Here is a 24541-nt window from a genome sequence, read left to right on the forward strand (position 1 = left end):
GCCTCCGTACGCCTTCCAGCATCGCTGGTACCCATTGCTCGGCCGGGCAGCGGCTCCAGGTGTCGGGAAGGAAAATCATCGAATCGTCACCACTCGCCTGCCGGGCCTTCTCCAGCTCGAACAATAGCAGCGTGCCCGCGGCGTAGGGGCAACCACTCACCGTTCCACTCGATGTCGCTTGACGAAGGACCACGCCCGGCGCAAAAAGGCAGCGTCGGCTGGCCATCTCGGGTGTGAGTCTGCCGCACCGTGGCGTCGAGATAAAGACCGCGCATTTGATTCAGGCCGAGCGCGCCACGGAAACACGATGAACCCCTCGCCGAGTGTCAGCGGTTCCGCTTCGGCAGTCGAAAGTGCCTAGTAACGATCTGCAATCAACCACGCGCGGCGGTCGGACTCAGCGGACGCCGGGCGCATGGGATGCGCTTTAGTGAGCACTTCGACGCACATCAATCCTGGAGGATATATGGCAAAACCCAAGGTCGGCGGACCGCAAACAGGCGAAGGCGCTTCTCGCGACACGCCGACGCGCAACGTGCCCTTAGTGAGGGCGACAAGGAAAGATCGACCGAAAGCTTGATGAACTTGACTAAGCGTCCGGTGAAGTCAGGTTGAGGTTCGTGGCCTGCGCATAGGAGCATCGTGTCCATCATGAAGCGTGATAGAGACGTGACACGATGGCGGACGACGATCGGATAGATGATGGAGTGGTGCGGGCAATAGAGCGTCGCAAACACAGCCGGGAATTCAAGGAGATGGTGGTGCGCGCGGCGATGCAACCGCACGTATCGATTGCGGCGGTGGCGCTGCATTACCGCCTGAACGCGAACCTGCTGCGCCGATGGGTGGTGGCAGCGCGACAGCGTGCGGGCGACGATCCGGCGCCGGATGAAGCACAGCCGCCATCGACGGCGGCATTCGTGCCACTACAACTGCAAGCTCCAGTTGCTGCAACTGATCGGGCGAGATCCGCATCGAGATTCGTCGCGGTGCTGCCACGATTACGCTCTACTGGCCCGTGTCGGCGGCCGATGATTGCGCGGCCTGGCGACAGGGGTGGTTGCGATGATTCGCATCGACGCGATCTGGCTGGCAACTGAGCCGGTTGACATGCGTGCGGGCGCCGATACGCTGCTCGCACGCATGGTCATGGTATTCGGCGCGGCGCGCCCCGCACCATGCCTATCTGTTTGCCAACCGACATGCGACGCGAATGAAGGTGCTGGTCTACGACGGCCTGGGAATCTGGCTGGCCACGCGGCGCCCGAATCGCGGGCGGTTTATATGGAGCAACGGCGAGCAGTCCGTTGCATTGCCGCTGAATCAGTAATAGTTACGGGCACTGGTCACCGGGCTGCCGTGGCGGACGAGCATGGCGAATAGGCATGAGATAGCGCGGTTGTTACCTTCATCGACTGGCAGCCCGACCCGGAATCCGCCGCGAGTGACCCTGTGCCCGCGCTAGCGGGCCGATGTCATGGAACTCCGATTTGATAAAATCGCGACCGCTTTTCACGCCGACGATAGTTTGAAACACGACCTATATGCTGTCGCTGACGCAAGCTGGTCGCTCGCGAGCGCCGTTTCGACACCGGCGCGATTTGGCGCGTCTGAATGGCGCTTCGTGCGCAAGCGACACACGACTTTTCGCTTAACCTGGTGTGTTGACTTGAAGGGGAAACGCCTCCGCGGGCCGTGTCGTACCCACTATCCCCCATCGGCTACTGCGCCGACACACCCTTCTTCGAGGCGAGATGCTGCGCCATCTGCGAAAGCTTCTGGATAGTCGGCAGCGCCTCCGTGGCGGCCTTCTTCAGCTTCGCGTCGTGACCGTCAGAGATTTCCCTCTGGAACGCGGCGACGGCTTTCGTATGTCCCTGCACGCCGACCTTCAGGATGTACGTCTGATCTAACGCCTTGCCGTGCACGTTTTTTGGCGATTCGAGTATCGACCTATCGGAATTGTCTTTCGGCACAGTCACGCCGTGCGGCGCGGCCATCTCCAACTCGACCGTGAGCTTGGTGTGATCGACCATCATGTGCTGCGCGAATGATTTCACGTCCTTGTCTTCGGAGTTTTTCATCGCGAGCTTCGCTGCGTCGATTTCGGTCGATGACGACATCGACGCCGCCTGCACGAAGTCTTTGTCGGGCTGCGCCAGCGGACTGACGGCGGTCGTCGAAGCAGCTTGCGTTCGCGCTAAGACGGGCAATGTGGCGAGAGGCAGTACAGCGAGCACCGCGGTAGTCAGGCACGACCGGACGAACGGATGTTTCGCCTTCGTCATCATTGACCTACGTTACATGAAAAGTTGCGGACGCATGTGGTGAGCCCGCTAAGGTTGACGCCTTCGTGGCCAGCAAGCGTCGCGCCGCTGGTCGCTCGACGCGTTCAGCGCGGGGCCGTTACGCATCGATATTTCATCCAAGTCCTTTATTTGCATGCGTGCGTTACTGAACGCGTATCAACGTTCGTGTGTGGTTCCGGGCGGCACGGGGTTTTTATCCTGCGTTGATTTCAAGGCGTTCTCCGATTGTGAGTGTTTCTGCTTCTCCCTCTCGTCTTGCCGATCCTGATCCGTCTCGTCGTGCTCATGCCAAGACAATCCATCGGGCTTCCGAGACGTTGCGGGGACTAGTTTGCCGGGCCAATTGGTTTCTTTTGCCCGGGAAAGCTGCGAATGCTTTTCCATCGCTCACGCTCCATCAAGATGTAAAAATTTCGAGGTCCATGCATTTCCCTGGTCACCAAGGCAGCATGAACATGTTCCTACCGGACAGTCGGCCTGCCCTTCGTATAGCGCAGCATTTCGCATGCCGCGAGGTCTGCTCCAATCGCCGCGGCGCGATGATCCCCAATGCTGCAGGCTTCGCCCCAGCGAATCTTAGCCTCGCCGCATTCCGCTTTCAATCGTACGACGGATGCGGGGACCGGCTCGTGCCGGACGCGGAGGAGCGCGCGGGCTCAAGTGGCACTAAAACTTCGCATTGTTTAGCAACTTATCGCTCCCCATTCTGATACCATAGGATTCCTACGCTAAATGGTTAAGGACACGTGGAACTACAGAGGTCCGAGTTCGGTCCCATTGAGGACGGTCATCATCGTTTTTCCTGAAATCAGAGGTCAGGCATCGGCCGGCCATCGGGTCAGGCCAATGGCCACGTCCAGCAATCATCGGATGTCGGCCCTTTCTGTTTCGATATATTCGTAATTTTTGGGACAACGTTCCAGCGTGCGCAGGCTGACCACCGACGCGCGTTCAGCGGTGATCCAGCTCCAGGTGCAGCGACCGCGCGCCCTGCTTTGTCCACGAAATCGCCCGCGCTGCAAGCCGTTTTCGTCGACAAGGTAGAACGCTATTTACCGCGACAGCGACTCCGGCCAGTGAGTCGCTTGCGTGAGCCCCGGGCTTCGAATAGCGGCCAAGACCGAGGAAGACAGACACGAGGCCAGCAGCAGAAACGGAGCAATCTGCATGGGTAGCACATACGACCTGGTGACATCGAAATAGTGGCAGGTAGCCAGTGGACCCAGCACGGCGCCGAGCGAATATCCCGAAAAGACAATCCCATAGAACAGACCAAACTTTTCCATACCAAGGTAGGCGCGCGTCAGAAAAGAATGGAGGTCGCCCTCTGCTCCAATCGCAAGGCCGACGAGAATGAATGCGGGAACGCCCTCTCATACGACTCGAGACGCAAAGTACAGGCACGCTGCGAGGGGCGCGTGCGATCGCAAGCGCCAGCTGCGGCACAAAAACTGCTCATAGCCTGCAAGGGTCCTTCCGGCGAGCGCATTCGCGGCGACGAGCGTGATCATGAAAGCCTACGAAAAGGAACAGACCGACCCGGAATTGACCGTTGAAGACGACGCCGAGCGTTCATGGATGAAACGCCTCGGCCCGGGATTGATCGCAGGCGGAGCAGACGACGACCCAAGTGGGATTGCCACCTACATACAAGCTGGCGCGCAGTTTGGACTTGGTCTGCTCCTGACCATGTTACGTACCTACTCGTTGATGGTCGCGATCCAGTCTGTCGGCGGGCGGCTCGGACGTGCTACTGGCCGTGGTCTGGCGACCAATCAACGCCGCCACTATCCGGCGCCCATTCTCTATGCGGCCGTCATGGTGCTGATCTTTGCAAATACGGTGATGCTGATGGCAGGCAGTCGCACTGTGATGGGACAGTTTGCGCTAAACGGCATGCTGCTGTGGATCGGCCGGCTCGCGACGGTCGTCATGGGGCTCGCTGCAATCGGAATGTTCTGGCCCACCTGACCATGGACACGAGCCGATGATGGATGCACGATGAAGGTCAACAGACGACATCACACCTCCGGCCCGCCTCGCGCGATTTACTATGCCCTCGCATCCAACATTGCCGTTGCCACCTGCAAGTATGGCGTCGCGTTGCTGACCAACTCGGGTGCCGCACTGGCCGAAGCGATCCATTCCAGCGCCGACTGCCTCAACCAGATCATCATGCTCTACGGCCACCGCCGGGCGCGCGCCCGGCCTGACGAACAGCATCCATTTGGCTTCGGACGGGAACAGTACGTCTATGGCATGCTCGTCGCGATGCAGCTTTTTGTTGTCGGTGGTCTCGCGTCGGTTGCGGTTGGTGTGTTTCGTGCGCTTCATCCTTCGCCGCTCGACAGACCATGGCTGGCAGTGGGCGTATTGTGCGCTTCGGGTGTCATCGAAGCCATTGCGTTGCGGGCGACCATTCGTACCATCGAGCCACGCCATCGCGCGCATGGCCTGTTCAACTGGTTTCGCGAAAGCGGACGCGCGGCAGTGATGCTCGCGGCGGGAGAAGATTTCGCGTCAGTCGTTGGCGTGGCAGTATCCCTTATCGCCGTCGTCGCATCCATGCTGAGCCAAAATCCCCTTTTCGACGCGCTCGGCGGTATTGGCGTGGGCCTCGTGCTGATGGGGACGGCTTTATTCTCAATGCGCGAGATCAAGTCATTGCTCGTTGGCGAGTCCGCACATCAAGGCGTCCGCGACGAGATGGACGCATGGCTGCGAACACGGCCCGAGATACGGAACGTGGTGAGTCTCGTGGCACTGAAGTGGGCAGACGATCTTGTCATCGCCGTGCAGGCAGAACTTGAGACTGAAGGCCGTGCGAGCGACCTCGTGCGTACGATCGGCCGCATCGAAAATGACTTGAAGTCGCAATTTCCCGCTGCGCGGTGGATCTACTTCGAACCGGAACTGCGGGAGCACGGACGCAACCCGCTTTGAGGCATGTACGTTGCTGGGCGCAAGATACAACCCGTGGGTCGTTGCAGCGAGGCGAGCGAGGGGCAGAAACACGAGAACAGTCGCCATCAGAAGCGTACGTCCGCCCCAAATGACGCACGGGCTGGGCGAAATCATCCGAAAGATCCGCTTCTATCAATCGCTGTCCGGACATGAACTGGAGATGGCGATCGCAGAAACGCCGCTGCCCGTTGTTCCCGGACCAACCGGTGCGCTCTTCGCGATTGATCGCCATCACGTCGCGGCCGCGCTGTGGCGTACCGGAATCAAATCGATGCCTGCATTGCAGGTCGCCGAGCTGTCGTGGCTGTCACATCACGCGATTTCTGGCTGACGATGGGCGACCACCGCTGACAGATCCCGACGACGCAAGGGGTAACGCATGAGCTTTGCGGATATGCCCGCGCATGTGTGGGATCTTGAGGGTGTCCATACCGCAGCCTTGCGGCGGTCGTGCGTGATGCAGGTAGGTACAAGAAAACCGCCGTTCGCTCGAAGGATTCCGATGGGCGGACTTCTTCCGCACATATATGTAACGCCCGGAAACCGAACACAAATTCGCTTTTGCACAGCGACGGGTGGTCAAACTCGCCAAAAAGGCGCGGCGGCCGTCGGACTGCCTAATTTCATTGGAAAGATGGCTGCCTGGGAAAGCTCTGGCCACAGCGTGCGTGTTGCCGTTCGGCTCTCAACGTCGATAACGGAGGCTGACATGAACGCATTCATCACCCTATTCAGCGAGGTCAGTGGCGTTAATTGCATTACTTCGCCCGGGGCGTCCCGAGGTTCGCGTCCCGGCTCTTGAGTCTGCCCGCGCGGATGGCGGTGACCGCGTTCGCAACGGCAAGCGCAACGTTGACAACTTCTTTCTGCATGTCCTCGTCCGCATCAAGCGTCACGTGACTCGTCGCGTAGGGTTCGTAATAGCCGACAAACCGGTCGAGCCGCGACTTGCCTCCAGCTTCGAGGAAACCCATCCAGTCCAACCAGTCCGTCAGCGCGCGGCGCGACTCTTCGATGCCAGCCACGTCGCCATGCACGACCAGTCCATAGGCACGGCCCGCGAGGTGCTTGGGATAGTCCCATCCGGCAAGCTCCAGCTGTTTCGCTTCCTTCGGGTCTTTACCGTGCGTACTTGTCGGATCGGGATTTCCGCCATCCGCACACACTAGCCTGTCCATGAGCAGCTTGAGCGGGCTGCTCACCTGATACCAGTAGACCAGCGTGACGAAAATCACGGCATAGGCTGCCACGAAGCGCTCATAAATTTCGTTCATCCAGTCATTCACCATGCCTAGCGAGTGGTTGGGATAGCAGCTACACGGCCAGTGACACAGTGGCATAGCGGTCGATACACATCCCTTGCATGGGTGGATATGCAGATCTCGGTCCGACGTGAGAATCGAAAGGTCCAGAAGGTCGACGTGGAAGGTCTTCGATTCGAGTGTGGTCTGGACCAGCTTCGACATGCGAAAGCTTTTCGACATCTCGCCAGGACATGAATGATCGTTACGCGACGATGCATTGACTATCAGGACTCGACTCGCCGATGCCGGGTCGGCCTGCCTGCGCTGCGCGCCCTTGATCCGCTCACTTGCATCACGCCATTCGACGGACAGGTCGTAATCCGGGTCCGCGAATCCGGGACCTGCCTTGACCGTAACGGGGGCCTTGCGTCCTTCCTGATAAGCGTTCCACGCGATTTCTTCGAGCCGGGCAAGCGACGCGTCCTCGATACGAAATGCGGGGTCATAGAAACGGTTCATGAACCGTTGCCGGAAAGGCTCGCGCGACATCTTGTCTGTTACCTGCCCCTTACGAACTTCCACCGTCGAGCCCTGCACAGGCTTTTTTTTACTGTCATCGTTGCTTGCTGACATCGCGTTCCCCGGACCTTCAAACTGCCATGACGCGGCATTTCCCAGTTTGCCAGCAATCTCTGGACCAGTTAGCGGTCAATTACGTCAGTCGCTTTGGAATATTCCTGACGTGAAGTTCTTTCAGACGATGCCGATCGGATTTTTGCTGAAAGCCGAGATCGACAGGAGTCACCGATGCAAACACGAGAAATCAGGTTCAGAAGCACGGCCGGCTGGGCGGCCCGCAGGCCTGCTTGCCGAAGTTCTCGACCTTTTCTCTCGGCATGGTTGAAGGCATAAGTGTGTCCATATGGGTCCAGGCGCAACACAGTTGACTCGAATTCCGTCCTTGGCGAGTAACTGTGCAAGACTACCAGTGAAATTCTGGAATGCGCCCTTGGTCGCCGCATGTGCGAGTATGCCCCGAGGTTGTCTGCATTCATCGATGTTGTATTGATGATTGATCCACCGGTTCATATGTTTCCGACTGTTGAACGCACGATCTCTAACATCGCACCGATGTTTGTATCGAACGTCCTGTTCCATTCTTCGTCCGTGGCCTCATCCAGCGAGTAGGTCACCTGATAGGCCGCATTGTTGACGACGGCGTCGATCCGGCCAAATTCCCTCATCGCTCACTCGACGAGCGCATCGCATTGCGTGGTATCAAGGTTGTATTGAAGCGAGCAGCCTGATGCCGTTGTTGTGAACAGGAGGCTTCGACACGCGAAGCCTCTCTCGCTTCTGCACGCGGAAGCAATCCGGCTTCGGCTGTATGCGCGTATCCGTACGCCGCAGCCCGCATTCGCACGAATTCCTCCTGATCGCGTGCCTGCTGCGAAATCCCATGGTTAGGACGGAAATCTGGGCGACGCAGGGAGAGCCGACGATACGATCGCTCGCGCAATGCATTGCCCAGCTGTCGTCAACTTGAGATGTCGCGTACCGTCAACCGATATCTCGCACGTAACAAGCTGCATCTGTAGGAGTGAGGTGAGATCGGTGCCATCGAAATCGATCGAATCGTAGGCGCTTTTGATGAGAAGCAAGGTCGACATCTCGTGCGGGCTTAACATTACCGTCTCCTCATTTTGTCATGCGACTGTAACGGTCATTGCAGAGTACGTGAAAACTTCCTCACCGTTAAGTCCGTCGACCTGTCTGAATCGCATGGGTTTCGTACATGTTTGCCTTGCTTGCTTCTGCGGCTTACGTGCTGGTAAAAAAATTAATATCATGGAACGGCGTTGTGCTTGCTCGCATACGGACTCTGGATATTGTCAAGTCCTGCTTTAATAAAGGCACGAACGGTCTCAGCAGTGGCCTCCCCATCCGATGTCGTTTCGAACTGCGCAGACCGGACGACAACGCTAGTGTCGTCCGAGGAATCTTCGATCCGAAACTCCGCGGTGTAGTTGCGCACCGCCATCGGCGTCGATTCCATCTGGTAACGGAGAAATGCCGTTCGGAAGCGCTTTCGATCAGCCGCTCGATCTGCTTGCTGCCATCATACGCGGGCTGCCTTCGTGCTCGGCTTCGCTCTCGACCTTCTCCAGCATGGGGTTCCATGCCCCCACCACGCCGAACCGGCCGATGTCAATCCAAAGCACATCCGGCATCTGCGAGACCTGTGCTCGTTTCATGGCGGTATTCATTTGAAGCTACTTCGTTTAACTCATCGCGTGCGGAGAAATGCGCAAACGTCGATCCTGCGCGGTTTATCGCAACCTGCGGGATACCGAGCCGTATAGGGTACTGATGAGAAATATGGCGACCAGCGATTACTCCGGAATTGGGTACGTCCATTGCACACCTTGACGCAAGATCGATCTCAGAGAGCCCATCATATTCAAATCTGTTAATTCCGTCGAAGAGCGCAGCGCCAAGGTCCTGTCCGAGCTCAATCATCTGGTCAACATGACCGCAGTCGAACTGGGACTACTGGTTAGAGACAGACGAGTCGCGCCGCGTTAGCCAGAGAGGCAGCAACACCAACTCTACGCGGCACCGATCAGGGCGATGGATCGTCGCCTTTTGCGTAAGAAAAAAATGAACTGAACGACAGCGATACGCAACACATGCCCGAGGCAATCGGATACATCAAGCGTCATCTGGCGCAGACGCCGGAACAATCCGGGAGCAGATCCTGCACCCGCTTTCGGCACGTTCGTGCCAATCTTTCAACGCGAGGTCACCTGACGCGACACTTTCGAGCACAGTTCGCTGCAAGCGCAGCAGCTGCACGCCTTGTCCAACGGCAAAAAAAGAGCCCGCAGTTACGCGGGCTGCCCAATAACACCCGACAGCATCGCGGCGCCACCAGACGGGAAAGCGAGCGTTGCTGTCTTTAGTCCAAGAGCATGCGGCATTCCGCAACTGCGTCATGACTGCGCGAATGGCTTTATAGATAGGGGAACGGCGGCCGCCTTCCGACGATCCAGAGGCACTATCAGATGGAGGGGTATCGCGCTGTGAAGAAGGGCGAGTCGCAATAGCCTGCTTTTCGATCCCGGCTCTCAAGCCGTCGCGTGAATGACGATCTTGCCGTGTACATGGCCGCGCTCGACGCGCGCCAGCGCGGCGGGCGTTTCATCGAATGGATACTGGCCTGAGACGACAACTCGCACCGCGCCGTCGTCGATCAGTTCACCGATCCGCGTCAGCACCTTTGCCTCGGGATGGGCGGTATAGCGCAATGCGGTCGCGCCACGTTCGCCGGCCTTGACCTGCGACGGTTCGCTCAACGTCGACACGAGCCGGCCGCCTTTGCGCAGCACGTTCCATGAACGCTCCTGCGTCTCGCCCCCGACGAGGTCGTACACGAGATCGACATCGCGGACTGCATCCTCAAAGCGCTGCGCCCTGTAATCGATCACACAGTCGATACCAAGCGAGCGCACGAAGTCGATGCCGTCTCCCGATGCCGTCACCCAGACCTCGGCCCCCGTCAGCTTTGCAAACTGGACCGCGAAATGCCCTACTCCGCCCGAACCAGCATGGATCAGCACCTTGTCATCGGCGGCCAGCATGCCGTGCTCGAACAGTCCCTGCCATGCCGTCAACGCGGCGAGCGGAACGGCGCTCGCCAGCAGATGATCGAGTGTGCTGGGTTTTCTCGCCAGCGCCGTCTGATCGACGATTACGTAATCGGCGTGCGCGCCTTGTCCTTGACCGACGAAGGCATAGACGTACTGACCCGGCTTCCAGCCTGCGACACCCTCGCCCACAAGGGCAACCGTGCCTGCGCAGTCACGGCCTAGCGTATAAGGCAATGCGTCCGCGCGAATTAGCGGATAACGCCCCTCGCGGGTCTTGATGTCGACAGGATTGACGCTCGAAGCGAGTACCTTGACAAGCACCTCGCCGCGCCCCGGACGGGGTACAGCGAGCGTGTCGAGTTCGAGTGCCTCGGGTCCGCCGAAACGTCGGATGCGAAACGCTCGCATCGTATCGGGCACGGCGGGTGCGCCCGCCTCGCGCAATGTCGCCGACGCCAGATCGGTTGTGGATGAAGTCATATCGTTAGCTCCTCGGGCCGTGGCCCTCATCAGGTTGCGTTTGTATTCGCACGCATTTGATAACGCGCAAGCGTTATTCCCACGCATCATGACAGCGCTAACTTCCAGCCGCTTTCGACGCGACGCCCGAGCTCTCGTAATCCGCGTCGGCGATACGGCGGCGGCGGTACACCTATGATCCCGGGCGCTTCCTATTTACGTCGATCGGCCTGCCGACGATCATTGAAGTGCCCGATGCAAGTGCCTACGCACCCTATACCGCATTGCAGGTTCGCCTCGATCTTGCCGTGGCCCGTCAGGTATTCGCCGAAATGGAAAATACGGCGCGTGGCGCAGGTTCCGCAAGATCGGGGTTCGCGATCGTGCCGCTGGACGGCGGTTTGCTCGACGCGTTGGCAAGCCTGGTCGCGCTTCTCGGGGAGCCGGACGATGTCCGCGTTCTCGCGCCTTTGTTGCAGAAGGAGATCGTGTACCGGCTGCTAGCGGGGCCAGCCAGCGATTATCTGCGGCACACGTTGCGGGTCGGATTGCCGTTGAATAAGGTCTCGACGGCGGTCGCGTGGTTGAGAGTCCACTATGCAAGCGTGTGCCCGGTAGAAGAGCTGGCCCGGATCTGCGGAATCGGCGTAGCGACGCTTTATCGTCAATTCCGCGAAATGACGCCAATGACACCGATCCAGTATCAGAAGCTGCTTCGCCTGTGCGCGGCCCGTCGGCTGATGCTAAGCTAAGAACTGGACGCCGCTAGCGCGGCCATGCGGGTCGGGTATGAAAGTCCAACGCAATTTAGCAGGGACTACGGCGCTTGTTCGGCCACCCCCCGAGGCGTGACATCGCAGCCATGAGAAACGGCAGACCAATGGCCGCCGGACGCCCCAATGTCGAAACAGTTCGTGAGGTAACGCTGACCGGTGCAGTTCGTACACCTGGCGCTGAAAGGCATACAGCACAGCGCAGGTGACGCGGGCGCCAAGCTCCGGCTCTAGCACGTCGCCGTATGGCCACTGTAATAAGGATCAATGGATCCGTGCCACGCCTGGCCGATGTTTTTTCCCGCTCCTCGAAGTAGCGCTGGTCGGTGGTTTCCCGATCGCCGGATCAGCTCCTCGATCAAGCGGCGTGAGCGCGACTTTCCGCGGCCGGACGTCGCCCCAGATGCTGATCGTAGGCGAGATCCATCATTTGCTCGCCCGGACTTACCATGAGCAGCGCTCCTCTTAGAACTGCTGAGATTTATTGGCCAACGATTTGCAGATTAGCATGGTTCTCGTCGGGACCGGAGATGCCGCTCTAGTGCTTCCAGACCGATTAACAGTTGATCAGCCTCTACAGACCTTTCGGGATTCCGAGGTGGAGCGAAAGCGAAAATCTTCGCAGACTCATAGCTGTACTTGTGAACGTCTCGCCGCTACGAAAACCATTGGATCCGTCTCGGTGTGAAGTTGTCCAGTTCGTTCTTGAGATAAGCGGAGGATTGACTGTCGCCGTAGCTACGATGCTCAACGATGCAGTTGAGCTGCTGATCCGGAACGACGATGAGTGCATGGATACCTCCAGCCTTGAGCGTGTTGACTCCGCACCTGTCTGATATCGATAGGTCGTGGTCGATTGCACCTCGACCCTTCTGGAAGAGGCGTTTGGCAACTGGTTGGGTAGAATCGCGGCTCGGTACCAGACCAACGTAGATTTGATCTGGGAATTGGGCACCGGGCTGAGCATCCCTGGCACTACAGCCGTAACTATTTCATGACGCGCTTTCGCTCGACCAGGCGCTTTTGCGCGACGACTTCCCCGATCCGTCGACAGTCCAGGCGGCACAGAGCCGCGCCGCCGTCATCACCGAACTGGTGGCACGCGAACGTCCGACGCTACGCGTACTACTTCGACAAGGCCATCCAGCGAATGCAGGCACACATGTCTCGGGGTACACCCTGAAAATCGGACCACTGACACCCGGCTGATGTCCGGCTTATGAAGATGCCTCGATGGACCACGGTGTCGGTGCGGGCACGGCACACGGTGGCGGAACATCGATCGATTTGAAGTCAGCGGGACTCACGATCTCCAGGTATTCCATGTCGTCGGAATAGTCGAACAGAAAATGCACGATGCCCGGCGCCTGGTGTACGCAGTCGCCTGCTTCGACCAGCGTTTCACGTTCGCCGTACATGAAGCGCGCCCACCCTTTCAGCATGATGACGATATGGAAATCTGCTTCATGACGGTGCCATCCGGTGCCTGCCTCTGGTGCGCGATGCGCCCTGACGAGTTGCACAACGACCTTTCCGCCTGTTGCCTGCGCGATGCCCAGATCGCGATATTGGAAGAAGTCGCGCAGGCCCCCTCCTTCGAACGGCGTATCGTCGCGCTTCACATGGGAAAACCGGGTTACGGGTTCGACGGACATCGCACACCTCCTGTTGAGAAGTTGGGCGTGAGATCAAGCATTTAGCATTCCAATGCGGAGTCCTGACTCACTGGCGTGCAGCGCGTACCGTCGCGCGCACTGCTGTATTCGCCGTTCATCGTCTGCAATGGACGCCTCATGCCTCGGTGTATCGAGTCGGAAATGATCGCGGGCTCGTAAGCCGCCGATATCGGCCGAGGGAAATACAGAACGATCGTGCGCATCAAACCCAGTTCGGATGCCCGCGGCCCCGTCCAGAGACTGGGCTGTCAGGCCCTTCCACCTGAGCGTCGTTACATGCTCGGTCGGCACCTCCGACCGAGCCTCTGGTCGAAGGACCTGACAACGCACAAGCAAATCGTCAAGCATCGCGTAGCTGATACTGCCTATGAAGCCCTAGCAGGCTGCGGAAGTACCGCTGAACGCGTCATCGCGCAGGGCTCGTGAAGCGTTGATAGAAGGAGGCCAACTATCCGATGGAGATTATGCGCGGCGCCGACACATTCACCGAGAGTCTGTTTTCCATGCGCAAGCTGGACGACTTCATTCCGCCGTCACATCCGCTGCGTGCGATTCGCGTCATGGCGAACGAAGCACTCGCCAAGATGGATCGGCTGTTAGCCGACATGTACGAAGCCGACATAAAGGGCGGGCGGCCGAGCATCGCGCCGGAGAAGTTGTTGCGGGCGATGCTGATCCAGGTGCTTTACAGCATCCGCTCGGAGCGGCAATTGATGGAGCAGGTGCAATACAACCTCCTGTTTCGTTGGTTCATCGGCCTGGCAATGGATGACGTGGTGTGGGTGCCCACGGTCTTCACGAAGAACCGCGAGCGGTTGATCAAGCACGATGCCGTGATCGAATTCTTCAACGAAGTGGTGGCCATCGCTCAGAAGAAGGATCTGCTCTCGGGCGAGCATTTCAGCGTAGACGGCACGCTGATCCAGGCGTGGGCGGGACACAAGAGCTTCGTTCGCAAGGACGATGACGATCGGGATGACGAAGGCAGCAGCGCGGGCGACTTTAAAGGTAGCAAGCGCAGCAACGAGACGCATCAGTCCAGTACCGATCCTGATGCGCGGCTCTACCGGAAAGGCAAGACGGGCAGCGAATTGCGATACATGGGCCATACGCTGACCGATAACCGGCACGGTCTGGTGGTCAACGCGCGCGTGACACGCGCTGACGGGCATGCTGAACGTGAAGCGGCCAAGATCATGATCAACGACGCGCGGCAAGCACTACAGGGTGCGGGCGCAGAGATCACGTTGGGCGCGGACAAGGGTTACGACGCACAGGAATTCATCGAGGCCTGCCACGAGCTGAAGGTCATACCGCACGTAGCGCAAAACACCTCGGGGCGGCGTTCGGCGGTGGCCGATACGATTGCCTCGAGCGCGGGCTACGCCATTTCCCAGCAAAAGCGCAAGCTGATCGAACAAGGCTTTGGATGGGCGAAGACCGTGGGTGGTATGCGCCAGGCGATGGTGCGCGGGTTGAAGAAGGTGGATCAGATGTTCGTGTTGAACATGGCCGCATACAACCTCGTGCGCCTGCGATCCTTGGCACAAGTCCGTCCGTAGTGACGGAAGACGCGGAAATGAGGCCAGGAATTGGCCTCAAAACCCTTAAAAGAACGTTGAATTCGCATTGAATCGCACATGCGAAAAATCTTGCGACGCGAGTCACGTAATTGGAGCGGAGCCTCTATAACTCGGGTGTACTTCAGCACCCTGCTAGAGGGCATCTCCAAGGGTTTCGGCTGGAGCGACGTGAAGAATATCGATCTACTCGCGATCACAATCCTTTTTGACTTGGAGGTCACGACTCACCATGAATCTGATACTCGTCCGTAACGGCACAATGAAAAGAAAGCCATCACGGACTCCACCGTCACACGCTTTGACGGACGCTTTGTTGCCAGAAAAGAGGATAAGGTGTCGTGTTCAAATCCCTACATCGAGCCCGACGTCATCAGCGCGCTTCGCCCGCCATCCTATTTCATCAGCCTGTCAATAAAGACAACGGCACTGCGTCTGGGTCGGCGCGCGTTCGGTCATGAGCGCCGCTCAGTTCATGAATAAACGCCTCGGGCGTCGCACCCGTGAAGTTGCGAAATTCTTCGATGAGGTGGGCCTGATCGTAAAAGCCCGTTTGTGCGGCGATGCTCGCCCAGTTCGTGCAGCAGTCCGCACGCGCCAGGTCCGTCGCACGCGAAAACCGCATGAGCCTGGAGAACATCTTCGGGCTCATGCCAACCGTTTCGATAAACACGCGCCGCAGATGCCGCTCGCTGATGCCGAGCTCAGCCGCGACCTCGTGCACACTGGCGTCGAGCAATTTTTTTCCAGCTTCGCGCACGAGCAGCGGGTGATCGCTATGTAGATGGTCAGGCAAGCGCCGGGCCGCAATCGCGCGTTCGAGAATACACGCAGCGTCGTTGGGGCTTTCCGCCGACGCAAGCTGGTCGTATATCGCTTGCGCTTCGCCCGCGCCCCACACGTCTTCCACCGGCACGGTATGGCCCGCAACGGCGGACGCCGGCATCCCGAGCACCGCGGCGGCAGTCCCCAGTTGAAGACGCGCGAAGACGGTCCATTGTCCCTTGCGAATCGTCTTGCGTGTGACGTACCGACGGGCACCGAGCACATGCATATCCAATCCCCGATTCGCCGACGGTCCCACCCTGACGACGAGATGCACCTCGGGGCGAGGAATCGCTACCCTCGGCTCGTTCGCAACGCATTCGTCGACGATCATCGATTCGATAAGGGACATGGGGTACCTGCGCGAAATGGAAGCGGGATGCATGGCCGTATAGTAGACGACGTCCAGCCATCGCATGACGCGGATTCGCTCTGTCCGTTTTTTCCAATACACGGCGGCCATGGCCCGATACAGTTTTCGTATCTCAATCCTTGGCTGGAGACCTCGCATGACAATTCTCGTGACCGGCGCAACCGGAAAAGTCGGTAGCCGCCTCGTCAAACGACTGGCACGGCGCGGCGATCGCGTGCGTGCTCTGATACGCGACCGCGCTCGTGCGGCTCAATTGAACACGAACCAGATCGAACTCGTCGAAGGCGATCTTCTCGATCCCGATTCGCTGCGGGCGGCTGTGCGCGGTGCGGATGCAATCGTCCACTGCGCGGCGTTTTTTCGCGGTGCAACGCCGGAGCAAGCTCATAGCGTCAACGATCTGGGAACGCAGTCGCTTGCCGTCGTCGCGCGCGACGCCGGTGTGAAGCGGTTCATTTTTCTGAGCACAGGCCTCGTCTATGGGTCAACCTGCGGACACCCTGCATCGGAGGACGACGCTTGTGCGCCGACTGTCGCCTACCCGGTGAGCAAGCTGGCCGCCGAGGGCTTTCTTTTAGGCCTGGAACACCTGGATGTGCGCGTGCTGCGTCTGCCGTTCGTCTACGGCGACGGCGATCCGCATATTGCGGAAATCGCGCCGCTCATGCAAGGATGGCGCCCTACCCAGCGGATGTCGATCGGCCACCATGCGGACATCGCTCAGGCCGTGATGCGCCTGCTCGACAAGACGGACCCGGCGTACCGCATTTATAACGTGGCCGACGACGACGCGCCCGAGATCGCCGAGCTGCTGGCGACGGTGGGCGCCGCGCCGCCGGACGGATCGGCGGCCGAACGTGGCGCGGCATTCGATGCGCTACTCGATGGTCGCCGCATTCGTGACGATCTCGGCTTCACTGCGACTTTCCCGCGTCTCGCGGATGCGATTGCGGCGGGCGCCCTCTAGCACCGTCAAATGGCTGATTTCACACCGGCTGCCTTTTCCACGCTGAGCTAGTGCGGGTAGCCGCGTCTGATGAAGCGGCTACGACTTCCGGTCCATTTGCCGACCCTCGCGGCCGTCCGATCTGCCTCGAGGTCACGCCGACAGTGCGCGGGGTCAGCCGTTCAACATCCTGCCGCCATCTACGACAAAGCGTGCGACCGTGTTTATGGATTTCATCGCTGAAGCGATTGCAGACATCGACAAGCTCAATGCGGGTGGATCTTCCGGACTGGATTCGCGCTAGACACATGCCGGTCGGTGGCGCGGCGTTCACCGCACGCGCCGGTACCATGGCCACTGCAAGCGCAATCATTACGAACCACGACATCTTTTCCTTTTCACAGCCGCATCAGACCACCGTCAACTACCAACGTCTGCCCCGTTACAAAGCGTGCATCGTCGCTGGTAAGGAAGGCAACGGGGCCGGCGATGTCGGCAGGCGTGCCGAGCCGCTTGATCGCCTGCATCATGTAGACCTGTGCCTTCTGCTCGTGCGGCATGCCGCTGGCGCCTTCGGTGTCCGTGATGCCGGGATGGATGGCGTTGACAATGATATTGTCGGCCGCCAACTCGTTCGCAAGCGCGCGCACCAGGCCGATCGCCCCCAACTTGGATGCGACGTAGTGCGAGAATCCCATGCCGGGCGGCGTCACCATATCGACGGCATCCGAACCGATCGTGACGATCGCGCCGCCGCCGGCTTTGCGCATCAGCGGCACGATCGCACGGGCGCCGAGCACGTGCGCATCGAGATTCACAGCCAGCACACGCCGCCATTCGGCGGATGTCATTTGATCGAGCGTCGCCAAGGGATAGATGCCAGCAGCGTGCACCAGGATGTCGGCCCGACCGAATGCCTGCTCGACCTCACCGGCGACCTTGGCCCAACCTTCTTCGCTCGCCACGTCAGCAGCAATTGCGATAGCGTCATTGCCGATCGCCTTTGCGGCTTCGTCGGCGCTCTCGCGGTTGACGAGCACTACCTTGGCGCCCCTCTCGGCAAGAAGATTGGCGATACCGCGACCGATGCCCTGTTTGCCACCGGTGACGATGGCGACCTTGTTTTGATGCGTCTTCATGGATTTGCTCCCTGGTTGGATTGTGGGTCTGCTAGCGCGCGCAGCCGCGGCTCGCCGATTTCTGATAGCAGGTCTAGTTGGGTAGGTTTCCAGCCCAGTTCGGTTCGTGTCCGCGGATCGCGCGAGCGGCTGCACGCCGACTGGAGCAGCGCCCCGAACGGGCCGAACACCTCGGCCGCTTCGTCCATCGTCAGGCTGCGAGTTTTGACGCCCAGGTCGCGAGCCACGGCCTCGGCGATCCAGCGATACGGGATTTCGCCGGCAACGGCGTGATACAGCGAGCCGGCTTTTCCGAGCTCGATGGCGAGCGAGAACAGCCGCGCGAGGTCGGCGCTATGCACGTTGGAATAGGCAGCCAGTCCCGAACCGATGTAGCAGGCGGCACCTGTAAGCCCGACGGAGCGGTACACGCTCGCCACCGGGCCGTTGTCGCCGGTCCCCAATTCACCGGCGGACGGATCACCATGCTTCGCAGGCCGTGCTCTGCGGCTGCGCGGACGATCCCCTCAGCCTCTACACGGGGCAGCGCCAACGGCTCCGGCACGAAGGGATCGTCTTCGGCAAAGCTGTCCGGGCTCCATGCCCCGCCAGTGCGCTGCATGAACACGCCGCTGCCCGACAGGAAGATAAACGTCTTGCCGCCTCCGGCGAGTGCGTCGCACAGCCTTCGGATGATGGCCGGCTCGCGCTCGAAGGCAACCCGCGCGGCGTAGACGGTCACGTCGGCCGATTGCGCCGCAGCGAGCACCGGGGCCATGTCGGCATCAAGATCGCCACGAACCGCCTGGATTCCAGCCGCTTCCAGGGCGAACGCTGAGCGCTCGGATCGCGCCAGCCCCAGCACCTTGTGCCCTTGCGCTACAAAGTGTCCGGCGAGACTGCCCCCGGCAAACCCGGATGCACCGATGATGCAAATTTTTCGTGACATGGAAAGCTCCTTGCCTTTCAGCGTAGGGCTTCTACATCTCTCCGAAAAGCCTATATTATTCGATATGACCTATCTATGGAGTCGATACTTTGCTTGACGGCATCTCACTCGATCACCTGCGCACCTTCGTTGCCGCTGCGGACAACGGGAGCTTTTCCGCGGTCGGCCGTGCCATCGGTCGCGCTCAATCGGTGGTCAGTCAAACCATTGCGAATCTGGATGCGCAGCTTGATGTCACGCTGTTCGAGAGGGTCGGCCGCTACCCCAGGCTGACGACGCAGGGAACGAACCTGCTGGCGGACGCGCGCCGCATCGTGACGGGCGCTGATGCACTGAAGGCCAAGGCACGCAGCTTCTCCGCTGGACTGGAGCCCGAACTCGCCATCGTCGTTGACGTCATGTTTCCGCAGCAGTGCCTGACCGATGCGCTCCGCAGCTTCAAGGAGCGCTTCCCATCTACGCCACTCAGGCTTCATGTCGAAGCGCTAGGCCGCGTCGCCGAACTCGTGCTAAAGGGCCAATGCAGCCTCGGCATCACCGGGACACTGCCTTTCCTTCCTCCGGGGCTCGCAGCCGAACCGCTGTTCAGCGAGGAAATGGTGACAGTGGTCGCGCCAGGGTCCCCGCTGGCCAACAGACGAGGCCCCGTTGCACTCCGGAATCTGCTCGACGAAACACAACTCGTGCTCACTGATCGTTCCTCGCTGACGGACGGGGTCGACTACGGCGTGCAGGGGAAGAACATCTGGCGGCTCGCCGATCTTGGAGCGAAGCATGCCTTCCTGCGTGCCGGCCTCGGATGGGGACACATGCCGCTCTGGCTGATCAGCGAGGACCTGAAGGAAGGCCGCCTGGTGTGCATCGAGTTGGAAGGGCCGTCCGCAGGTGTGATGCCTTTCCAGGCTGCCTATCTAGCTGATCGATTGCCAGGCCCGGCAGGTAAGTGGCTGCTGGAGCGCTTCCAACATGCCTAATCGCCGCAGCAGATCAGCAAGGAATGGGGATACCCTTTCAGGGTTTGCGCAATCTGGCCTGCTGGGCGACGCTGTTGCCTTTGGCGCGCCAGGGTTTGGGATTGGCCTACGTGGCTGACGGGGAAGCAGTCTTCTTCGATCGCCTCCTTGCTAACTAACGTATCCTTGCGAAACCGGAGATGAATGCCTGCACCCGCACCGGTCTTGTACGCGACATCTCCCGCTAGCATGCCGAGCAGGTTTTCAGTTGCGGCCGCCGTCAAAGCGATATTTGAAATTCTTGGTCACCTTCTTGAGATGCTTCCCTTCAAACAGCGTCCACAGATTGTGGAACTTCCATGCGATCAAGAGCGGCATCCCGACCAGTTCGGCGTAGCTGAGCAGGCGCTTGAGATCGACATGCCGTCGTCGTGCAGGGCGGCCTGACCGGTCGTGTGCGCAGCGCGATGCCGCAAGCGGGCGAGGTGGTGCTGTCGCGTCCGCGCGGCAATGCGATCCAATCGCGTTGAGAAGCGGACCGCATGTCGCGCGATGCCTTTGTTGCCAATGCGCAGGCTACGGGCGACGCGCCCCGTATGCGGCCACGGATGACGCTTCTGCCGCGCACGCCGGCAGCACCGCTAAGAATTACCAACAGTCCTTTACATCGGGAGCAGTAGCACGAGCGTGTCGTTCTGTCCAAATGCAGAAGCGAACCGATCGTTAACGCCTTTGCAGACGTCAAGTGGACCTACAGCGCCCGGATGGCCTAGGCTTGCTATCGCCAAAGAATCTTAATGCCCCCTGCTACCCTGCGCTGCCCGCACATAGTTACCGCGAAGGCGCGGGCTAGCGCCGACTTGCTTTGAAGTGTCCTGACACGACAACGTACATCTTCTCCGACAGGGTTCTCAGCTTCATTCAAGCCTCGCCCGACACCTGAGGATGACCGCGATTCGCCGTAGCCGAGGCGAAGTATGCCTCCAGCGCCTCAGTCGATCGATTTCCTAGTGTGGAAATCTGCTCAAGCCAGTCCGGCTCAAGGGGCCATTGACCTTGCTTGATGCTCGGATAGATCGTCTCCGCAAACGCATGCAGTGCCTTGGCACCGATGTTGCCGCTGACACCGAGAAGCCGGTGCAAGGCAGCATGCGTCGACTCAATGTCATGCGCTGCCACACTGGTCGCAAGATGCGCCTGAAGAGAACGGATCTGTTCAATAGCGCTGAGAAAACTCTGATCCAACAGGTCGAGCGATGTGAGTTCATCAAGCTGCATTTCATCAAGCAGCTGGTCCCCTTTTCTCGCCCCTGCACTAACGGCGCCGGTCACGGGCGCAGTCAGGTCGGAACCGGCGTCCTCGACAGTCGAAGATTCCACTCGGGCAAACTGTCTCGCGAGGCATGCATGAAGCAAGCCGATCTGCACTGGCTTGACCAGCACCTCGTCCATACCGGCACGCAGGCACGCTTGAACAGCGCCCACGTCAGCGTGACCCGTAAGCGCAATGATGGGCACGCCGGACGCGGCATCGGCGCGTGCGCGGATCGCCAGCGCCGTCGCTACGCCATCCATGCCCGGCATGTTGACGTCCATCAGGATGGCATCGACGCCTGGCTGCCCGTCCAATCGTCCAAGGACGGCCAAACCGTGTTCTGCTTCGATGACACCGGCACCGAAGCGCTCAAGATAACTTTTTGCCACCAGTCTGCTATAGGTGTCGTCATCGGCCACGATGACCGTACGGCCCGAGAAGCCATCGAACATCTGCTTCGAGCGGTGGCGCGTACCGCTTTCCAGAAGCGCCCTCAGCGTCGTGATCAACTGCACCGCGCCGCACGTTTTGCTAAGCGTGAGATCCATGCCGGCTCGTTGCGCGAGAACGCGTGCAATGCCGCGATGCTCCGCGGTGTAGCCCGCAATCGGCACGTTCCTGTTGATACCCGTGCTGTCTGCACGGATCTTCTCGGTGGTCGTGTAACCGTCCATCACCGGCATATTGATGTCCATCAATACCAGGTTCCAAGCCGGCGGCTGCCGCAACAGCGCGAGTGCTTCCTCACCGTTCTCCGCCTCGCTGACCTGCACGCCCACTTTGGACAGGACGAGCGACACTCTCGCCCTCTGGTCGGCATCGTCGTCCACCACAAGGATGCGCTTGCCGTTGAAGAACGCCCTCGATTGCTCGACGACCTCGCGTTCGTGCGCCGCGATCTCTTCTCGCGAGACCAGCGGGAATTGCAGTGTGAATTGCGTGAATTTTCCGACTTCGGAATCGCACGATATCTTGCCGCCAAACGAACGCATCGCCCGATGACAGTACGCAAGGCCCAATCCCGTGCCCGCAGGGTTGCCCGTCGTCTGGAAAGGCTTGAACAGCTCCTCCATGACGCCTGGCGCAATACCAGGCCCGGTGTCGCGAACGGTTACCTGCTGGCGATCTACTGTCAGCGTTATTGCGGCAGACGGATGTGAAGCAATATGATGAAGCGCGTTCCTGATCAGGTTGAACAACGCGAACAGGTAGACCGTTTCATCGATCTTGAATGTAAAGTCCTCAATGACGCTCAGACTGACCTTGCTGCGTTCCTTTCTGTCACCGAAGCCGTACTCCTCGATTGCCTTACGCGTCGTTTCCGCAGCGCTCAGATAGACGAGGTGATCCGGGCGTATGGGCTTCGCACTTACCTCGTCCAGTGTCATCGCGATGATCCGCAAGCCGCGGTCGATTGCCAGTTGGCCGTAAGTGAGATGGTGAAACAATAAAGCGGTGCCGTCGGGTGACACCCGGGACGATCCGTTGGTGCCTGTGATGACAGGAAGCGCCTCATCCACGCGATCGAGCACATACCGCAACTGGCTGAGCGGATTTCTCATCTCGTGGGCAATCGTGCCTGCCAGGGCGCGAAGCGCTTCATTTCGGGCCTGCGCGGTAATCCCCTTCATGTTGCTGTAGCTGAAGGTCACGCCAGCGCAAATGCCGAACGTGAAAATCGGCAGGTACAGATACAGAAACAGATGCGAGTCCAGATGGATGGATTGAGGCACCGTCATCCATGCACACAGCACAGCGAGACCGCCCCCCAGGAACACGTTGAGCGACAGAACCACAAAAGAGGGAAATATGGCAATCAGGAAGAAGACCATGCCGAGTTCGGCCATGGACCACAGTATCGAATAGTGACTGGTCAGCAGGTAGTACGTGAAAAAGAACGGTAGCGAGTACGCTACCGTTGCAAAGTAATACCAGGGCAGCAAAGGCGCCATCGCGGCGGGCCAGAAGCGGCGCAAGAGCAGGAGCATACTGGCAGCCATGCCCGCAATGCGCATCCCCAGGCTTTCGTTCGGTTGGGGATCGACGTACGTCCACCAGAACCAGTAAACAGGATGTCCAATGGCGCCGATTACGCCCACGGCCAGCACGCTGTAATCCGACAGATGGTACGACTCAGATACCCGTTTGCTGATATAGCCAATGACCCTCGCGATGGCTTTCATGTTGTTTTTCAGCTGTTGTGATTCAGCCTCAGAATCTGAAGCTGCTTACGTTAAATGACATGCCGGCACTGCCTACCCAGCATAACACCCGATCACCCCGGTTGAGGCGGCCGTCGTCTCTGGCCAATGATATGGCGGCCGGAATCGAAGCCGAAACAAGGTTTCCCGTCTCCGGGTAGATGTGGTACATCTTGTCGTCGATTCCAGCCCGGACGCCGTAGCCATGCCACGCGGCCTTCGAAGAGGCATGCGTGAAGACAATGTCGATATCACTCTTCGGGATGGGAAGTTTTGAAAGCACCTCGGTAATCTCATCCGAGTTCTTGTGCAGTTCGTGACCGAAAGATGTAAAACGCATGTCTCCGTTCCTCCCGATCCGTTCAGTCGGGTGACAAAAGCCCTCATAGCCCGGAATCGGAATAGTACAGAGGTCTGCCGCCTGTGGCTTGCCCCGGAAAGCAAAGCTGAAATTGTCGGGCTCGTTCGCGACGATCAGTGTCGCCGTCGCCGCCTCCCCGATGGTGAACGACGGCAGCGTGTATTCCAGCTGCGCCTGGTTCTTCAGCATAAAATTCGCGGGATAGAGCGGTCCGCCGTTGAGCATGTTGAACTCGGCATTGACGATCATCGCGTTGCGATACTGGCCAGACTTGAAGAGACTATCGGCAATCGACATCGCTCGAGTCCAGCTCATGCATGCATCGACCACGTCGAAGCACTCGGCGTTGTCGAATCCGAGCGTGCTGGCCATCATGTGGCTATTGCCCGGCTCGAGAAAACCTCTACCGATACCGACGAAGATAAACAGTTCGATATGCTCCGGCCTCAGGTAAGTCTCGGACAGCGCTTTGCGCGTCGCCATGGCGACGTGGTCAATCGGCGACTCATGGCTGTGGCACCAGCGGCGGTTGACGAGGCCGCTACGGTCGAGCAAGGTCTTTACGGTTCGCATAGCTCTGTCGATGTCGCCCTCAAACCCGGCCGAATGAAACCGGATCATGTCGACAACCTCTTCGTTGGTGACGGTTCTGGAAGGAAGGCTGACTGCTACGTTTTTGATAAGCATATTGAGTCCGTGAATGAAATCGTGAACAAGATCATGTTTGTGCGGATGCACGCGGAGGCCTTGTGTCAGCTTCCGGCCTATGCGGCGTGGGTACCTTAACGTGTCCACGGTCAATCACAGAATTCGTTGTTTCGTCCTCTACCCGAAGAACAGGGAGT

Annotated in this window: 22 protein-coding genes and 2 pseudogenes; 10 read left to right on the plus strand and 14 right to left on the minus strand. The window is 59.3% G+C overall.

The annotated features are described in order from the left end of the window. Positions 1 to 677: 677 nt before the first annotated feature. Complete coding sequence (locus tag KFO72_RS10885) at positions 678 to 1100, plus strand: transposase (RefSeq protein WP_225032036.1); 423 nt, start codon at positions 678 to 680, stop codon at positions 1098 to 1100. Between the two features lie 14 nt (positions 1101 to 1114). Then, positions 1115 to 1330: a transposase gene (gene tnpB, locus KFO72_RS42470; RefSeq protein ID WP_225032037.1), complete on the plus strand. Its 216-nt coding sequence runs from the start codon at positions 1115 to 1117 to the stop codon at positions 1328 to 1330. Between the two features lie 391 nt (positions 1331 to 1721). On the opposite strand, the gene KFO72_RS10895 is transcribed toward tnpB, so the two are convergent. Then, on the minus strand, positions 1722 to 2288 hold the full coding sequence (locus KFO72_RS10895; RefSeq protein ID WP_225032082.1) for a DUF4142 domain-containing protein: 567 nt from the start codon (positions 2286 to 2288) through the stop codon (positions 1722 to 1724). A 177-nt stretch (positions 2289 to 2465) separates the two neighbouring features. After that, on the minus strand, positions 2466 to 2693 hold the full coding sequence (locus KFO72_RS10900) for a hypothetical protein (RefSeq protein ID WP_225032038.1): 228 nt from the start codon (positions 2691 to 2693) through the stop codon (positions 2466 to 2468). Positions 2694 to 3818: 1125 nt separating this feature from the next. Between KFO72_RS10900 and KFO72_RS10905 the strand changes: the two genes are divergently transcribed. The 3 genes from KFO72_RS10905 to KFO72_RS42265 are packed head-to-tail and all read left to right on the plus strand — an operon-like array spanning position 3819 to position 5604. Continuing rightward, positions 3819 to 4280, plus strand: a complete 462-nt coding sequence (locus KFO72_RS10905) for a divalent metal cation transporter (RefSeq protein WP_225032039.1) — start codon at positions 3819 to 3821, stop codon at positions 4278 to 4280. A gap of 30 nt (positions 4281 to 4310) precedes the next feature. Then, positions 4311 to 5252, plus strand: a complete 942-nt coding sequence (locus tag KFO72_RS10910) for a cation diffusion facilitator family transporter (protein WP_225032040.1) — start codon at positions 4311 to 4313, stop codon at positions 5250 to 5252. A 10-nt stretch (positions 5253 to 5262) separates the two neighbouring features. Beyond that, positions 5263 to 5604 (plus strand): ParB/Srx family N-terminal domain-containing protein, encoded by a 342-nt coding sequence (locus KFO72_RS42265; protein WP_318248438.1) that lies wholly within the window; start codon positions 5263 to 5265, stop codon positions 5602 to 5604. A gap of 427 nt (positions 5605 to 6031) precedes the next feature. Here the strand turns inward: KFO72_RS42265 and KFO72_RS10920 are convergent, their stop codons facing one another. From KFO72_RS10920 to KFO72_RS10935, 4 genes are all read right to left on the minus strand, one after another. After that, a complete protein-coding gene (locus tag KFO72_RS10920; protein WP_318248439.1) occupies positions 6032 to 7066 on the minus strand; it encodes a flavodoxin family protein in 1035 nt (344 codons plus the stop codon). A gap of 252 nt (positions 7067 to 7318) precedes the next feature. Further along, positions 7319 to 7675, minus strand: coding sequence for an SDR family oxidoreductase (locus KFO72_RS10925; protein ID WP_412101772.1), 357 nt, complete (start codon positions 7673 to 7675; stop codon positions 7319 to 7321). Continuing rightward, positions 7603 to 7761 carry an SDR family NAD(P)-dependent oxidoreductase gene (locus KFO72_RS42475; protein ID WP_412101773.1) on the minus strand — a complete coding sequence of 53 codons (159 nt, stop codon included), beginning with the start codon at positions 7759 to 7761 and terminating at the stop codon, positions 7603 to 7605. The genes KFO72_RS10925 and KFO72_RS42475 overlap by 73 nt, the downstream gene beginning before the upstream one ends. An 849-nt stretch (positions 7762 to 8610) precedes the next feature. Beyond that, positions 8611 to 8784, minus strand: coding sequence for a hypothetical protein (locus KFO72_RS10935; protein WP_225032043.1), 174 nt, complete (start codon positions 8782 to 8784; stop codon positions 8611 to 8613). A 293-nt stretch (positions 8785 to 9077) separates the two neighbouring features. Here KFO72_RS10935 and KFO72_RS42480 point away from each other — a divergent pair. Then, positions 9078 to 9182 (plus strand): annotated as a pseudogene (locus tag KFO72_RS42480) (hypothetical protein); the annotation flags it as partial. 463 nt (positions 9183 to 9645) lie between these two features. On the opposite strand, the gene KFO72_RS10945 reads toward KFO72_RS42480, so the two are convergent. Continuing rightward, a complete protein-coding gene (locus tag KFO72_RS10945) occupies positions 9646 to 10575 on the minus strand; it encodes an NADP-dependent oxidoreductase (protein WP_225032083.1) in 930 nt (309 codons plus the stop codon). 224 nt (positions 10576 to 10799) lie between these two features. Here KFO72_RS10945 and KFO72_RS10950 point away from each other — a divergent pair, with 224 nt between their 5' ends. Then, positions 10800 to 11378: an AraC family transcriptional regulator gene (locus tag KFO72_RS10950; RefSeq protein WP_225032084.1), complete on the plus strand. Its 579-nt coding sequence runs from the start codon at positions 10800 to 10802 to the stop codon at positions 11376 to 11378. Between the two features lie 1238 nt (positions 11379 to 12616). Here KFO72_RS10950 and KFO72_RS10955 read toward each other — a convergent pair. Next, a complete protein-coding gene (locus tag KFO72_RS10955) occupies positions 12617 to 13054 on the minus strand; it encodes a cupin domain-containing protein (RefSeq protein ID WP_225032044.1) in 438 nt (145 codons plus the stop codon). Between the two features lie 485 nt (positions 13055 to 13539). On the opposite strand from KFO72_RS10955, the gene KFO72_RS10960 reads away from it, so the two are divergent. Next, a complete protein-coding gene (locus tag KFO72_RS10960; RefSeq protein WP_225032045.1) occupies positions 13540 to 14637 on the plus strand; it encodes an IS5 family transposase in 1098 nt (365 codons plus the stop codon). A 421-nt stretch (positions 14638 to 15058) separates the two neighbouring features. On the opposite strand, the gene KFO72_RS10965 is transcribed toward KFO72_RS10960, so the two are convergent. Beyond that, positions 15059 to 15832 (minus strand): helix-turn-helix domain-containing protein, encoded by a 774-nt coding sequence (locus KFO72_RS10965; RefSeq protein WP_225032046.1) that lies wholly within the window; start codon positions 15830 to 15832, stop codon positions 15059 to 15061. A 157-nt stretch (positions 15833 to 15989) separates the two neighbouring features. On the opposite strand from KFO72_RS10965, the gene KFO72_RS10970 reads away from it, so the two are divergent. Beyond that, entirely contained in the window at positions 15990 to 16820 is an 831-nt protein-coding gene (locus tag KFO72_RS10970; protein WP_225032047.1) for an NAD-dependent epimerase/dehydratase family protein, read from the plus strand. 377 nt (positions 16821 to 17197) lie between these two features. Here KFO72_RS10970 and KFO72_RS10975 read toward each other — a convergent pair whose 3' ends face one another. The 3 genes and pseudogenes from KFO72_RS10975 to KFO72_RS42485 form a co-directional block, all read right to left on the minus strand. Next, a complete protein-coding gene (locus KFO72_RS10975) occupies positions 17198 to 17938 on the minus strand; it encodes an SDR family NAD(P)-dependent oxidoreductase (RefSeq protein ID WP_225032048.1) in 741 nt (246 codons plus the stop codon). Beyond that, the gene (locus KFO72_RS10980; protein WP_225032087.1) at positions 17935 to 18348 is read right to left on the minus strand and encodes a hypothetical protein; all 414 of its coding nucleotides are present in this window, start codon (positions 18346 to 18348) and stop codon (positions 17935 to 17937) included. The genes KFO72_RS10975 and KFO72_RS10980 overlap by 4 nt, the downstream gene beginning before the upstream one ends. Before the next feature lie 80 nt (positions 18349 to 18428). Continuing rightward, positions 18429 to 18866 (minus strand): annotated as a pseudogene (locus tag KFO72_RS42485) (NAD(P)H-binding protein); the annotation flags it as partial. An 89-nt stretch (positions 18867 to 18955) separates the two neighbouring features. Here KFO72_RS42485 and KFO72_RS10990 point away from each other — a divergent pair. Next, on the plus strand, positions 18956 to 19840 hold the full coding sequence (locus tag KFO72_RS10990; protein ID WP_225032049.1) for a LysR family transcriptional regulator: 885 nt from the start codon (positions 18956 to 18958) through the stop codon (positions 19838 to 19840). 900 nt (positions 19841 to 20740) lie between these two features. On the opposite strand, the gene KFO72_RS10995 is transcribed toward KFO72_RS10990, so the two are convergent. Together KFO72_RS10995 and KFO72_RS11000 are read right to left on the minus strand one after the other, a co-directional pair. Next, complete coding sequence (locus KFO72_RS10995) at positions 20741 to 23317, minus strand: response regulator (protein ID WP_225032050.1); 2577 nt, start codon at positions 23315 to 23317, stop codon at positions 20741 to 20743. A gap of 28 nt (positions 23318 to 23345) precedes the next feature. Then, on the minus strand, positions 23346 to 24383 hold the full coding sequence (locus tag KFO72_RS11000; protein WP_225032051.1) for a 3-oxoacyl-[acyl-carrier-protein] synthase III C-terminal domain-containing protein: 1038 nt from the start codon (positions 24381 to 24383) through the stop codon (positions 23346 to 23348). Positions 24384 to 24541: the final 158 nt, after the last annotated feature.

Source organism: Paraburkholderia sp. XV, from assembly GCF_020177535.1.
GTDB classification, from domain to species: domain Bacteria; phylum Pseudomonadota; class Gammaproteobacteria; order Burkholderiales; family Burkholderiaceae; genus Paraburkholderia; species Paraburkholderia caribensis.